At 40.9% G+C, this 13,566-nt stretch carries 17 protein-coding genes; 15 read left to right on the top strand and 2 right to left on the bottom strand.

Annotation, left to right across the window (positions count from 1 at the left end; translation table 11 throughout):
- The first annotated feature begins 1 nt into the window (after position 1).
- The 11 genes from KOLE_RS01605 (at position 2) to trxB (ending at position 6,839) form a co-directional block, all read left to right on the top strand.
- Complete coding sequence (locus KOLE_RS01605) at positions 2 to 469, top strand: 2-thiouracil desulfurase family protein (protein ID WP_012744828.1); 468 nt, start codon at positions 2 to 4, stop codon at positions 467 to 469.
- Positions 470 to 673: 204 nt separating this feature from the next.
- On the top strand, positions 674 to 1,129 hold the full coding sequence (gene rpsF, locus KOLE_RS01600) for a 30S ribosomal protein S6 (protein ID WP_012744827.1): 456 nt from the start codon (positions 674 to 676) through the stop codon (positions 1,127 to 1,129).
- A gap of 2 nt (positions 1,130 to 1,131) precedes the next feature.
- Positions 1,132 to 1,584 carry a single-stranded DNA-binding protein gene (locus KOLE_RS01595; protein ID WP_012744826.1) on the top strand — a complete coding sequence of 151 codons (453 nt, stop codon included), beginning with the start codon at positions 1,132 to 1,134 and terminating at the stop codon, positions 1,582 to 1,584.
- 14 nt (positions 1,585 to 1,598) lie between these two features.
- Positions 1,599 to 1,826, top strand: a complete 228-nt coding sequence (gene rpsR, locus KOLE_RS01590; RefSeq protein ID WP_012744825.1) for a 30S ribosomal protein S18 — start codon at positions 1,599 to 1,601, stop codon at positions 1,824 to 1,826.
- Between the two features lie 53 nt (positions 1,827 to 1,879).
- On the top strand, positions 1,880 to 2,335 hold the full coding sequence (gene rplI, locus KOLE_RS01585; protein WP_012744824.1) for a 50S ribosomal protein L9: 456 nt from the start codon (positions 1,880 to 1,882) through the stop codon (positions 2,333 to 2,335).
- Positions 2,336 to 2,338: 3 nt separating this feature from the next.
- Positions 2,339 to 3,190 (top strand): MBL fold metallo-hydrolase, encoded by an 852-nt coding sequence (locus tag KOLE_RS01580; protein WP_012744823.1) that lies wholly within the window; start codon positions 2,339 to 2,341, stop codon positions 3,188 to 3,190.
- Between the two features lie 11 nt (positions 3,191 to 3,201).
- Positions 3,202 to 3,651 (top strand): NfeD family protein, encoded by a 450-nt coding sequence (locus KOLE_RS01575; RefSeq protein WP_012744822.1) that lies wholly within the window; start codon positions 3,202 to 3,204, stop codon positions 3,649 to 3,651.
- A 12-nt stretch (positions 3,652 to 3,663) separates the two neighbouring features.
- Positions 3,664 to 4,590 (top strand): SPFH domain-containing protein, encoded by a 927-nt coding sequence (locus KOLE_RS01570; RefSeq protein WP_012744821.1) that lies wholly within the window; start codon positions 3,664 to 3,666, stop codon positions 4,588 to 4,590.
- Positions 4,591 to 4,595: 5 nt separating this feature from the next.
- Positions 4,596 to 5,147 (top strand): hypothetical protein, encoded by a 552-nt coding sequence (locus tag KOLE_RS01565; RefSeq protein ID WP_012744820.1) that lies wholly within the window; start codon positions 4,596 to 4,598, stop codon positions 5,145 to 5,147.
- Positions 5,148 to 5,210: 63 nt separating this feature from the next.
- Complete coding sequence (gene pdo, locus KOLE_RS01560) at positions 5,211 to 5,858, top strand: protein disulfide oxidoreductase (protein WP_012744819.1); 648 nt, start codon at positions 5,211 to 5,213, stop codon at positions 5,856 to 5,858.
- A 15-nt stretch (positions 5,859 to 5,873) separates the two neighbouring features.
- Positions 5,874 to 6,839 (top strand): thioredoxin-disulfide reductase, encoded by a 966-nt coding sequence (trxB, locus tag KOLE_RS01555; RefSeq protein WP_012744818.1) that lies wholly within the window; start codon positions 5,874 to 5,876, stop codon positions 6,837 to 6,839.
- 48 nt (positions 6,840 to 6,887) lie between these two features.
- Here the strand turns inward: trxB and KOLE_RS01550 are convergent, their stop codons facing one another.
- Together KOLE_RS01550 and KOLE_RS01545 are read right to left on the bottom strand one after the other, a co-directional pair.
- Entirely contained in the window at positions 6,888 to 7,868 is a 981-nt protein-coding gene (locus tag KOLE_RS01550) for a S66 peptidase family protein (protein WP_041288801.1), read from the bottom strand.
- A gap of 23 nt (positions 7,869 to 7,891) precedes the next feature.
- Entirely contained in the window at positions 7,892 to 8,506 is a 615-nt protein-coding gene (locus tag KOLE_RS01545) for a deoxynucleoside kinase (RefSeq protein ID WP_012744816.1), read from the bottom strand.
- Positions 8,507 to 8,723: 217 nt separating this feature from the next.
- On the opposite strand from KOLE_RS01545, the gene KOLE_RS01540 reads away from it, so the two are divergent.
- The 4 genes from KOLE_RS01540 (at position 8,724) to KOLE_RS01525 (ending at position 12,853) form a co-directional block, all read left to right on the top strand.
- Positions 8,724 to 9,887 carry an ABC transporter substrate-binding protein gene (locus tag KOLE_RS01540; protein ID WP_012744815.1) on the top strand — a complete coding sequence of 388 codons (1,164 nt, stop codon included), beginning with the start codon at positions 8,724 to 8,726 and terminating at the stop codon, positions 9,885 to 9,887.
- Between the two features lie 67 nt (positions 9,888 to 9,954).
- The gene (locus KOLE_RS01535) at positions 9,955 to 10,839 is read left to right on the top strand and encodes a carbohydrate ABC transporter permease (protein WP_012744814.1); all 885 of its coding nucleotides are present in this window, start codon (positions 9,955 to 9,957) and stop codon (positions 10,837 to 10,839) included.
- Positions 10,836 to 11,672: a carbohydrate ABC transporter permease gene (locus KOLE_RS01530; protein WP_012744813.1), complete on the top strand. Its 837-nt coding sequence runs from the start codon at positions 10,836 to 10,838 to the stop codon at positions 11,670 to 11,672. Before KOLE_RS01535 ends, KOLE_RS01530 begins: the two co-directional genes overlap by 4 nt.
- Positions 11,673 to 11,698: 26 nt before the next feature.
- Positions 11,699 to 12,853 carry an ROK family transcriptional regulator gene (locus KOLE_RS01525; protein ID WP_012744812.1) on the top strand — a complete coding sequence of 385 codons (1,155 nt, stop codon included), beginning with the start codon at positions 11,699 to 11,701 and terminating at the stop codon, positions 12,851 to 12,853.
- Positions 12,854 to 13,566 lie beyond the last annotated feature (713 nt).

Here is a 13,566-nt window from a genome sequence, read left to right as displayed (position 1 = left end):
TATGAAAAAAATACTTGTTAGTGCTTGTCTTTTAGGGATTAACTGTACTTATTGCGGGAAAAACAGTTTGAGTTTGAATGTTCTTCAGTTAACCAAAGATTTTTTTCTAATTCCAATATGTCCGGAACAACTCGGAGGGCTTCCAACCCCGCGTCCACGAGCAGAAATAGTTTCTTCAAAAGGTTGGCACGAAGGGGCCAGAGTAATTGACGAATATGGCAAAGATGTGACTGGATATTTCATTAAAGGTGCTCGTGAGAGCCTTAAAATTGCCAAACTGATGGGGGCACAGATTGCCATCTTGAAATCAAAGAGTCCTTCATGCGGGACGCACTATGTTTATGATGGAACCTTCAAATCCGTTCTTGTACCCGGCACGGGGTGCACCGCATGGTATTTAAGGACCCATGGTGTTGAAGTTTTTTCCGAAGAGGAGCTGGACTTCTTGACATATTCCCAAATTCTTTAAAGGAATAAAAGGGATAGGACTTTTTAGGTACCATCGAGAGTTTCCCCTTGGTACGGGAAACCTTGATGGTATTCTTAAATTTAGAGATTTTTATCAGAAACAAAAAATTTCCATTGTCTGGGTTTTACTGTGTTATAATCTTTTTGCGTCAAAATCCCGCTTTGCCAAAAGGCAAGGCCATAAGTCCATGGGAGGAGGTAACGTATGTCTGAAAAGCGTATTTATGAAACGATGTTCATCGTTTCACCGGAATTACCTGATGAAGCAAGAGAGGCTATTGCTGAGAAAGTCAAAAGGTACATCGAAGAACGTGTTGAGGGAACTATTGAGCAATTTGACAGATGGGGCATGAGAAAACTTGCTTACCGTGTTAGAAAAGGGTTTACGGAAGGAGATTATACTGTTGTACTTTTCCGTGCAGATCCCGAAAAAGTTAACTCTCTGGAAAGGCTCTACAATATAACGCCAGAGATATTCAGATGGCAGACATTTAGAAGAGAAGACCTTGAGAAAGAAGAGAAAAAAGCTCGAAAAAAGGCAGCGGAAGCCGTTGTAACTGAGGTTATTGAAACTCCTCAGGCTGAAGAACAGAATGAAAAATCTGGGGTTTCCAGTGAAATTTCCCAGAAAACAACAACGGAACCCTCTGTGGAGGAGTAATTATGTCTATTAGTTATAACCGTGTGGTGTTGGTCGGGCGTTTGACGCGAGATCCTGAGATACGTTTCAGTGCGAATGGAACGCAAGTCTCGGTTTTTACGCTGGCTGTCGATAGACCTATGAGGACCGATATTAACGATAGCAATAACACTGATTTTATTAGAATCGTTTCTTTTGGAAAACTCGCAGAATTTGTCAGCAACTACCTTGTAAAAGGCCGTCTGGTTCTTGTTGAAGGTTCGCTACGTATCAGAAAGTGGAAAACGCAGGATGGTGATCCACGGACTACTACAGAAGTAGTGGCCAATAATATAAGATTTATGGAGACGAAATCTCAGGCCAATGTGGATACAGAAGGACCATTGATTGATGAGAATGTAAAGCCAGTCGATGACGATATAACCTTCTTTGGAAGCGAATCGGAAAACACCGATAGTGACGACATACCATTCTGATAAGGAGGATAGAAATGAGAGAAAAAAGAAGGAGAAGAACGAAGAAGAAGTGTAAACTCTGTGCGATGAAGGTAACTTATGTTGATTATAAGAACACCGCTTTATTGAAAGAATTCATGACGGAAAAGGGGAAGATTGTTCCAAAGAGAATTACCGGCAATTGCGCTAAACATCAGAGGATGGTGAAGACCGCCATTAAACGTGCCAGACATATGGCGCTCCTGCCCTTCACCAAAGAATAACGAAAGATGAAACGGGAGGCTGGAGCCTCCCGTTTTTAACAGGAGGTGTCGCTGTGAAAGTAATTCTTTTGAAAGACGTTGCTAAACTTGGAAAAAAAGGAGAGATTAAAGAGGTTTCTGACGGATACGGTCGAAATTATCTTATTCCACGTGGACTTGCTGTTGAAGCGACAAAGAGTGAATTAAGTAAATTAAAGAACATAGAAGATCAGAAGAAAAAGAAAGAAGAAAGAACAAAAGCTAACAGTGAGGAGCTTTTGAGGAAAATCAAACAACGGCATTTTAGAATGAAAGTCAAGGCGGGGGCTTCTGGAAAACTGTTTGGTGCTGTTACCAGCGCAGACATAGCCGAACTTATAGCAAAGGAGCTGGGGACAGAATTTAGCAAGCGTTATGTTGATCTTAAAGAGAATATAAAGAACACAGGGGAATATAAGGTAAACCTAAAATTGCCGGGAAACGTCAAGGGGAGTATAATCATAGCAATCGAAAAAAGCGAGGAGGATTAGGTTTTGGAATTTAAGATTTTTTCCAAGGCGCTCTACTCTACGTGGATTTTGTATCGTCCAGAGCGCGTGCTTTTTGATGCCGGCGAAGGCATTTCGACCATCCTTGGGAACAGTGTTTATGCTATAAAGGAAGTGTTTATAACACACGGACACGTAGACCATATTGCCGGTTTGTGGGGGCTCATAAACACACGTAACAATGCTATGGGTGATAGGGAAAAAGCTCTAAAGATAAATTATCCAAAAAAGAATAGGGCTATCGAGGACTTTTTAAGGTTTATCACTGAAATGAATCCTAAACTTAGATATGAAATGATACTGAATCCTATTGAACCCGGCGAGGAAGTTTATTTAAGAACCGCGGGAAATTTTAGGCGTTCCGTGATTCCATTTCCAGTACAACACACAAGTGGTGAGATCAGTTACGGGTATCATGTTCTGGAAGAAAGAAGGAAATTAAAACCTGAATTCAGTCATTTATCGCCTCAGGAAATATCCGATCTGGTAAAAGAAAAGGGCAGGGATTTTGTTACTCAGACCTACAAAAAGAAGATACTCACAGTAAGTGGTGATTGTAATGCCTTACCGGTTTCGGTTATAAAAGGTAGCGAGACGTTGATACATGAGTGTACTTTTATAAACGGAGGAGATCGCAGAGGACAAAACCACGCTGTTCTTTCTGAGATTCTTGATAATGTCCGGGAAGCCAGTGATATCAAGAGGCTGATATTGTATCATATATCTAGCAGGTACTCCTCAAAAATCAGTGTGTTGAGAAAAAAGTTGCAGGAAGAGTTCGCCGAAAAAGGAATTAAAATCTATCTTGTTCATCCCGAAAGACTTTTTGTTCTTTGAGGGGGGAGTATATGGAGTACATTGGTTGGATGATATTGGGTGTGGCATTACTCGTTGTTGAAATTATTACGCCGATCTTTTTCTTTCTGTGGTTTGCGATAGGTTCTTTCATAGCAGGGATTGCCTCTTTCTTTGGACTCAGCTTTTCTTGGCAGTTGTCGTTATTTTCCGCTGTGAGCGTAGTGTTAGTAATCCTTACGCGGCCTATCGCTAAAAAGCTCACGGGGGAGTCTCCCAGGAAGATTTATATTGATGAGATCAAAGGGAGTATAGGGAATGTAGTTGAAGAAATAAACAACAAAAAGAGAACTGGTGTAGTGAGGGCTGCAGGGGAAAATTGGAAAGCTGTTTCTATCGATGATGATATCATTGGTGTCGGTGAAAAGGTAATAGTGGAAAGGCTTGAAGGAACGATTGTATACGTTAGAAAGTTTAAAAACGAGAACGCTCAAGATGAGTAAAGGGGGGATTTTATGATTCTGTGGATTATTCTTGCTGTTATAGCTTTAATAATTGCTGTATCGGGAATAAAGATCATAAGGCCATTTGAAAAAGGATTGGTGGAGCGTTTGGGAAAGTTTAGACGTCAGGCTCAGCCAGGCTTGAATTTCATCATTCCCTTCATCGAAAGAATTGTCAAAATTGACATGAGAGAAATGGTGATAGATGTGCCTCCACAGGAAGTTATTACAAAGGACAACGTTATCGTGACTGTAGACGCAGTTATTTATTATGAGATTACCGACGCTTTCAGGGTTGTTTATAACGTCCGTGATTTTAAAATTGCTGCGATAAAACTTGCACAGACCAATTTAAGAAACGTTATTGGTGAAATGGAGCTCGATCAAACGTTAACTTCTCGTGAGCGAATCAACGCAAAGCTCAGGGATGTTCTGGACGAAGCTACGGATAAATGGGGTGTAAAAGTCACCAGGGTTGAAATAAAGAAAATCGATCCACCTCAGGACATTATGGATGCTATGTCCAAACAAATGAAGGCAGAAAGAACAAAACGAGCTGTTATACTCGAAGCTGAAGGTTACAAACAATCCGAGATAACAAAAGCTGAAGGAGATAAAAGGTCGGCCATTTTGAAGGCTGAAGGACAAGCTGAAGCCATCAAGCGTGTTGCTGAAGCAAATAAATATAAACTGATTGCCGAAGCTGAAGGTCAGGCTATGGCAATAGTTAATGTTTTTAAAGCAATACACGAAGGCCAGCCTACGAATGATTTGATAGCTATTCGTTACCTTGAAGCCTTGAAGGCCATTGCGAATGGCCCCGCTAACAAGGTATTCCTTCCCTTTGAAGCATCAAGTCTTTTGAGTAGCATTGGGGTTATTTCTGAGCTTTTCAAAGAAGAAAAGAAAGATTCTCCACAGAAGAAGAATAAGAAGTGATGTGAGTGCTGGCAATTGAACTTCTTTTGGAAATCTTTAGGCATATTTTGGTTTCCGCTGTTGCGATGGTTTTTGCGATCGCAACAGTTTTTGCCTTTTTTCGTTTTTCTCATAAACCCGGATTTTTATTTCGGTTTATGAATGTCCCGGCAATGACCTTTTTTATTGCCCTTGGGTACATTCTCTTTATCAATGACATGAAACTCCTGTATGCCTGGCTCTTTTTTACAGGCTACTTTTTCAATCTACGTGCGATATCCGAGCAAGTTCTAAGGTACGACGATACTTTCAGGATCTTCTTTTTATCCTTGGGATATACCCGTCAGGAATATTTAAGGGATTTGATTATATACGGTGGCAGGCTAAAGATACTCGATTGTGTGTTGACCTTTTCTATTATTGGTACGGCGATAATTATGATATCTGATAAGATGAGAATCCTTATGCCGGATCAGTGGTTGTTTTTTCTTCTTATTTTCGAGGGAATCATATTTGTTTTGGCCAGTGTAAGATGGCTTGCGGAAGATTTTGTAAACAAAGAATCAAAATCCGAGTAACATAGTCGTGTTATCATACCCATACAGGGTATACTGAGTTAACCAAAAAAGGAGGAAAATAGAATGTCGGAAAAATTATTGAACGATGAAATCAGAACGCAAGTAAAGGATATACTGTCAGAGATGGAAGGAAAGGTGAAGCTCCTGTTTTTTGAGAACAAGGACAATTGCGATTACTGTTCGACGATCGAACAACTCCTCAGTGAGCTCACTGAAGTTACCGATATGGTTGTATTTGAAAAGTATGATGCCGATTCTGAAAAGGCAAAGGAATATTCCATTGAGATTTCTCCGGCTATCGTGCTTTTAACTCCAGACGGAGTTGATAAAGGTGTAAGGTTCTATGGGATACCTTCTGGACATGAGTTTGGAACGTTGCTTCAGGATATAATTAGTTTCTCTAAAGGAGCGAAGCCCAATCTTTCTCCGGAGTCCATTGAGAGATTGAAGACGATTGAAAAACCCATAGACATAAAGGTTTTCGTAACACCCACGTGCCCGTATTGTCCACGCGCTGTTATCACAGCTCACAATATCGCTATGGCAAACGAAAACGTTGTTGCTTCCATGATAGAGGCCAATGAATTCCCTGATTTGTCGATGAAGTTTGGGGTTAGTTCGGTACCTCAGATAGTTATCAACGATGAGGTCATTTTTGTTGGAGCTTATCCAGAAAAACAGTTTATAGACGAAGTCTTTAAGGCGGTTTGATAAGGAGGGATTCCTGTGGCCTTCTTCGATCTTGGAAGTGCTAAACAAAAGAGCGAAGTAAAGGATTACTACGATATACTCATCATTGGAGGAGGTCCGGGAGGAATTACTGCTGGAATTTATGCGGTTCAGGCCGGACTGGATCCTCTGATCATAGAGCGTGCTCTGGAAGGTGGACAAATTAACAACACCGAAAAAGTCGAGAATTGGACGGGTTTTCCTTCTATAAGTGGAATGGATCTTGCTGAAAAAATGGCTGAACATGCACGTGCTTTCGATGTATCTTTCCTGAATGCGGAGGTTGTTGAACTCGAGGTCGAAGGTGAAAAGAAAACCGTCATACTTGACAACGGTAAGAAGATCCAGAGCCGTGTTTTGATCATTGCTACGGGTTCCAATCCAAGAAAATTGAATGTACCAGGAGAAGCTGAATTTGCCGGTAAAGGAGTTTCTTATTGTGCAACCTGTGATGGACATTTCTTTGCCGGGAAGCATATAGCTGTTATTGGTGGAGGTAACAGCGCGCTGGATGAAGCACTTTTTCTCTCCAAGATCGTTGATAAGATAACGATAGTTCAAAATCTCCCTAAATTGACGGCAGACAAGCTTCTTCAAGAAAGAATAAAAGCTACCGGAAAGGTAGACTTTATTTTCAACACAGTGGTTGATAGAATCGAAGGAAGTGACAAGGTTGAAAGATTGATCCTTAAGAACGTTGAGACTGGTGAACTTTCTACGCTTGAAGTTGAAGGCGTGTTCGTTTTCATCGGGTTGGTACCCAATACCGGTTTTTTGAAAGGGAAAGTTAAAACCAACGATTGGGGATATATAATGACTGACGAGCATATGGAAACTAACGTTCCAGGAGTATATGCGATCGGAGACGTTCGTGAGAAGGAAGTAAGACAAATTGTCACCGCCGCTGCCGACGGTGCAATAGCTGTAAGCCATGCATCAAGAACCTACTTTGATGAAGAATAAAGAACTAAGTAAAAAAAGAGGGAACTCACTGTTGGGTTCCCTCTTTTTTTATCTCTCTGGTTCAGGACCATTCAAAATCTTTATATAGTGATTCTCGAGATCCATCTCAACCCATGCACCAACGGGCAAAGTTAGCTTTGTAAAATTTCCGTGGAATACTGGAAGTCCTACCCAAACAGGAAATGGGGCATCTTCGAAAAATCTTTCGAGGATTTTGAAAACACCGTCAAAGTCATCGTTATTTATCTGGGTGAATCCCGCAAAAACTATTCCCCTTAAGGTTTGATAGTCTTTCAGATGTGCTATATTCCATACCATGCGTTCTATTGACTCCCGGCTTTCTCCTACATCTTCAAGAACCAAAATGGAATCTTTCAGAGAACCAAAATATTTTGTACCTTGAAGAGTTTTGAAAAGGGACAGGTTGCCTACGATCAGCCTTCCAACCATTTTACCAGGTACTATCGGCTTTGAATTATAATCAAAGGTAATCAATTTATCACCGTTCAAAAGTTTCAGCATTTTCTCAAGTGATTTTCCGTCATTATCTAGTTCAACGGTTACCATTGGGCCGTGGTAGGTGATGATACCTGTCTTGAAATAGATTCCTAAAAGCAAAGCTGTGATATCACTGTATCCGACGATAGGTTTAGGATTTTTTGAGATGGTTTTCCAGTCCAGGTAATCCAGAACTCTGAACGATCCATGGCCACCGCGAGATGTAATTATCATGTCAATATTCGGATCTGCAAAGGCTTCGTTGATTTCTCTGGCTTTTTCTTCGTCAGATAGATATCTTCGGCAACTGTCGCCTACTATGACTGTTAACCCTGCACTTTGGAGTGTTCTTATTCCTGCATCGAGTAGGGTCTGGTCAGGAAAACGAGCCGGTGAAGTTACAAAAACTGTATTCACTTTGTTTTTATGAATGAAGTTCCAAACAGAGATTCTTTTGCTGACGTTTGCAGATAGTTGCATAAAGGATAGGATTATGGAAAAAATCAAAAGCAATAAAAGAATTCTTTTCATCACTACTTCACCGTCCGCACAAATCAAATCTTCAAAATTCTTTTGACGTCGGAAACAATTTTGTCCAGATGATCTGGATATCTTTCAATATCCACGAATTTTGCATCAATTCTATACACTGGCGAATAATCATACCTACTTATCCATGAATCATAAAGATTTGCAAGCTGTTGCCAATAGGCTATTGGTACTTCGAGCTCCATATTACGGCCTCTTTTTCTTATCCGTGCAAGTATCGTATCGATATCGGCATCGATGAATACGAGCAGGTCGGGATGTGGGATGTATTTGATCATTGAGTAGAACATATCGAGATAAGTCTCAAATTCGCGTTTCTCCATCTTTCCGGTTTCGTAGAGATTCCTGGCAAAAATCTCCGCATCTTCGTAAATAGAGCGATCAAAAACGATGTTGGACCCTTTTTCCATTGCTTCTTTCAGTGCTGTAAATCTATGAATCAGGAAAAAAGTCTGTAGATGATATGCCCACTTTCGCTGGTTATGATAAAAATCTTCAAGAAAAGGGTTATCACTGACGGACTCAAAATGAATCTCAAAGCCGAGAGCATCTGCAAGTGCTCTGGCGATAGTTGTTTTTCCTGATCCAACATTTCCTGCAAAAACAATCATTTTCCCCATGAAATATTCCTCCGAATATTTTAAATTACCCCAACCAGTCGATATTTTATCATGTAATGAGCAGTAATACTTTGAAACGGTACTTAAGTTGATTACAGTTAATCTACATCATTTGTTCTTACGGATAGTAGTTTCCATAAAGACTTTATTCAAGACTTGAATTTATTGGTGGATTTGTTGTATAGTTAAAATGAATTCCATAAAGGGGGTGTGTACGGTGAGAAAATTGCTGGTTATGTTTCTGCTTGTTCTTACAGTTATTGCATTTGGGAAGAGTTTAACGGTAATTGGACCATGGGCCGGTCCGGAAATGGAAAAGTTTTTGCCTGTTCTCAAAGCGTTTGAGGAAAAGACGGGAATTAAGGTGAATTATCAAATTTATCGCGCTGAAGATCTTGCGAATGTTTTACCCGCACAATTTGCAGCCCGAAAAGCACCTGGTGATATTATTTTTATGTGGCCAACATTCATTCGTGAAAACACCAAACATGTTGTTGAGGTTACCGATATCATAAGGCCGGAAAGCTATCTTCCCGGTGCTCTTGATAATGTTATGTTCAACGGGAAGGTATACGGAATCGCTTATACAGCAAAGGTAAAACCAGGTTTCTGGTACAGAAAGTCTTTCTTTGAAAAATATGGACTGGTTCCACCAAAGACATGGAATGAGTTCGTAACCTTATTGAGGTTGCTCAAAAACCTTCCGGGGATCAAGGCACCAATAGCCAGCGGTGATGGGGTAGGATGGCCGTTATCAGATATTACCGAACACTTTTTGATAACATTTGGTGGTCCTGAACTACAAAAGGATCTAATTGAAGGTAACGTGAAATGGGAGAGCTTTACAGTCAAAAAAGCTATGGAAAAACTCACCTTCCTGCTTAAAGAAGGGTTTTTCAGCGAACCCGTTGAATGGACCACAATCTTGAGACAATGGTGGAACGGAGACTATGCGCTGTATTTCATGGGAAGCTGGATCACGGGTATGGTAGATGATCCCGAGGATCTTGGAGTGTTTACACTTCCAGGTTGCCAGGGAATGGTATTCGGAATTGATTATGCTTTCATTCCAAAGTACTCCAAAAATGTGGAAGAAGCTAAAGAACTCCTTAAGTTCCTCGCAGGTCCGGAAGGGCAAACCATTCAGATTGCTCAGGGTGGCCATATAGCTACCGCCCTGGGAGTAAACGAAAATGCATATCCGCCTGTTGACAGAGAAGTTGCAAACCTTCTTGAGGGTATAGCATCTCTAAACGACCTTGATGATTCTATCGGAGGCATATGGCAACCAACATTCTGGGATCAATTGAAGCTTCTTTGGGTAAAACCAGACAGACTGAATCAGGTACTGGAAATTCTTGATGAAAAGATGCCAGAGTAATCGTTTGATCACAGGAAAAGGCGGGGCCTTAAGGTCCCGTCTTTTTTAAAAGAAAGGAGACGATACGGTGGTTCTTAGAAAAGCACGTCTCTATCACTTTACCATATTCATATTACCTGCTTTGTTGCTGATAGCAATCTTTGTCCTATATCCAACATTTAGAACCATATTCCTCAGTTTTATCGATGAAACGGGAAAACTGTCGCTGAACAATTACCGTGAAGTTTTTTCAAGCAGAGATATTGTAAACCCGAGGGGATTTAAGCAGGGATTTCCCTTTGGAGCGCTCATACACAATCTTATGTGGATTGGCATCCATCTACCATTAACGACTTTTTTGGGATTGATCCTTGCTGTTCTCTTACGAAAAGTTAAAGGTGGAGCGATCATAAAATCAGTCATCTTTTTGGGTATGGTAATGCCTATGATCGTCGGTGGAATAATGATAAGGTTTATGTTCGAAGAGAACGTTGGGGTTGTAAATATGGTTCTCGGTTTTTTTGGAATACAGGGTAAAACATGGACTGCCTATCCGGAAACAGCCCTCCTTTCACTGATATTTGGTTCTGTATGGCTATGGACAGGGTTCAGTATGATACTCTATGCTGCTGGCCTTGAAACAATCCCCAGATCTTATTACGAAGCTGCACAGTTAGATGGTGCAACACCATCAAAGATGTTTTTTAACATTACAATTCCGCTATTAAAACCGATAACGGTTGTTGTTGTCACTATGACTTTATTATGGGAATTGAAGGTATTTGATATTGTATACGTTGCAACCATGGGTGGTCCAGGTGGTGCTTCAAATGTACTTGCGTTGCAAATGTACATGTACGGTTTCAGGGAGTGGGACTTCGGGAAGGCCGCAGTTGTTGCCGTGCTTATAACACTGTCGACTCTTGTTGCAGCTATACCTATGATAAGTTCAGCGGGAGATGATGCGTTATGAGAAAAAAAATACAATTCAGGGAGATTTCTCTTAACATCACCGCCTGGATTATTGGGTTAATCTGGATCCTTCCAATCGTTGGAATTCTTATGACTGCGATCCGCCCTTTTGATGAAGTAATAAACGGATGGTGGAGATTCGATACATTTACCCCGACCTTCTCAAATTTTTTTGACGCATTAAATCACCCAACAGCACCACTTATAAATGGTATGAAAAATTCGTTGATAGTTGCAATCCCGGCAACATTTTTACCTCTCATAATCGCAACCATGACGGGATACGGATTGTCGCGTTATCATTTTCCTATGAGAAAAGCGTTTATTATTACCGTGGTTCTAACGCTCGCACTGCCCCAGCAGATGATAGCTGTGCCCATATTTCAGATAATGAGTACGCTCGGTCTGGTGGATAGCTATCTTGGACTGATTCTTGTACATACAGCGTGGGGGATACCCTGGATAACGTTCTTTATGCGCAATTATTTCAAAACATTACCTTTTTCCATTGAAGAAGCAGCCCGGATTGATGGAGCGAGTGACTTCCAGATTTTTTACAAAATAGTTTTCCCTAATGCTCTACCGGCTATTGCCTCTGCTTCAGCGCTTCAGTTCACATGGGTCTGGAGTGATTTCTTCCTGGCATTGATTCTGATCTATTCACCTAACAAACTTCTCGCAACCCAGAGAATACCCCTTATGAGAGGTGTTTATCACGTTGACTGGGGGCTCTTGTCAGCAGCATCTATACTTGTTATGATTATTCCGATCTTGATTTATCTTCTTTTGCAGAGATATTATGTTAAAGGGATGGTCGGTTGGACCATAAAATGAGTAAGACTTGAACTGGGGGAATCAGTGTGAAAATCGAAGAGATTCGTTGGGACAATCTTACAAAATTGCTGGACTTTCTTTACGCTGGCAAGCGTGTTTTAAGAAAAGAATTAACAGAAAAAATGAAAATAAGAAATTCAACTCTGAGTTATCTGTTGAACGAACTAACGAAGTTAGAGATGATCAGAATAGAAAAAATTGCCGGTGGCAGGGGAAGGCCGAATCATGTGGTTTCATTAAATCCTGAACACGGAACGGTTTTTGGTGTTAAATTGGGGCGCGAATCTCTTCGGGCAATAGTTTTTGATTTCTCCTTGAAAAAAATTGACTCGATAGAATATCCGTTACATGAAATTGGCAAATCAATACCGGATGTAATAAGCGAACTAAAAAGATTTGTTGAGCATTATAAACCTGTCGGAGCCGGGTTTGCGGTTTCGGGAACAGTTGATTTAAAAAGCAAAAGGATAATAAAATCGCCCATATTGAACCTTAGAAATTTTGATTTTGAACCCGTTATTTCTAAGTTGGCCCTTTCGGAATTCGTTATGTGCAACGATGTTGATGCTTTGCATATTGGTCAAATCGTGGAATCCGGAATAATAAACAAATCTTCGCTGACCGTGAGTTTTGGTGTGGGGATAGGCGCGTCTTATTATGATGGTCAGGATATATTCGTTGGGAGTGATGGAAAAACGGCCTTTGAGTTTGGCCACCATGGAGTCGACCCTGATGGTGAGAAGTGTTATTGTGGACGTATTGGATGTCTTGAAACTGTGGCCTCAGAGTATGTTCTTGTGAAAGAAAGAGCGGGTAGTATCGGCAATTTTGTTGCCAACTTTGACCTTTTTAGACCGATTATAAATCAATTTAGAGAGAAGGCAAAAAAAGAAGAAAGACTGCAGGAATATGAACGCATAATAAAAAGTTTGTCTTATTATCTGTCGAATTTAGTTCTGTCGCTAAGGCCGGCAATCTTGTGGATCGGCGGTGAAGGGATTGTTTCAGAATGGATCTTTAACGATATCGTCAAATCTATCCATCTCAATATAGAAGATGGTTGGGAAATAAAGCCTGAAATCATGCGTATAACTGATCCAGAATCCTGGGAAAAGGGAGCTGCGTTTTTGCTGTTGAGAAAATATATAAGTTCCAGGATAAAAGTTGGGAATAAGGGATAAAAACTCGAGATCCGAGAAAACGAGAATCCGAGACCCGAGAACCGAGAGTCCGAGAATATAAAATCGTTGCGGGTTGTACGTTGTAGGTTGTACGTAAAAACCGGAAACCGAGAGTCCGAGAGAGCTGCTTCGCAGCGACACGAATCCCTTCGGGATTGACACGAACTCATTCTGAGTTGTCACGAACTGCTACGCAGTTGAAAAAACATTTGACGCTCGCGAGGCTGTTAGCTGATGGAGCGACACTTACGAGGTTGAGACTCGCAAGACTGTAAGAGATTGTTGTTTTTAATGTAGGGGTAGAACATGTTCTGCCCTTAGTGGATATGAAAACATACATTTGATTAGATATATACCGTTAGATAAAGGGCACAGCATGCCGTATAAAAACCGAGATCCGAGAATCCGAGATGATAAAGACAACCAACGGCAAATTATTGTAAACACAATGAGCAGGACATGTTCTGTCCCTACGATAGTGCGTCTTTGAACTAAAATCAGATCTCTAACATCTATTCTCGCTCTTTTGTCTTTACAGTCATGCAAACGTCTTGTTTTTCTCGGATTCTCGGGCTCTCGATTTCTCGGTATTTTTTTCTGTACCCTAGACCCTAAACCCGATCTTTACTAAACTCCAATTTTCAACATCCAATCTCGCTCTTTTTTTTACAGCGTCTGTGAGCCTCAGCCTCTGCAAGCGTCCTGGACGTACT

This window comes from Kosmotoga olearia TBF 19.5.1 (genome assembly GCF_000023325.1).
Lineage (GTDB): Bacteria > Thermotogota > Thermotogae > Petrotogales > Kosmotogaceae > Kosmotoga > Kosmotoga olearia.
This window is presented reverse-complemented; position numbering and strand designations above follow the sequence as displayed.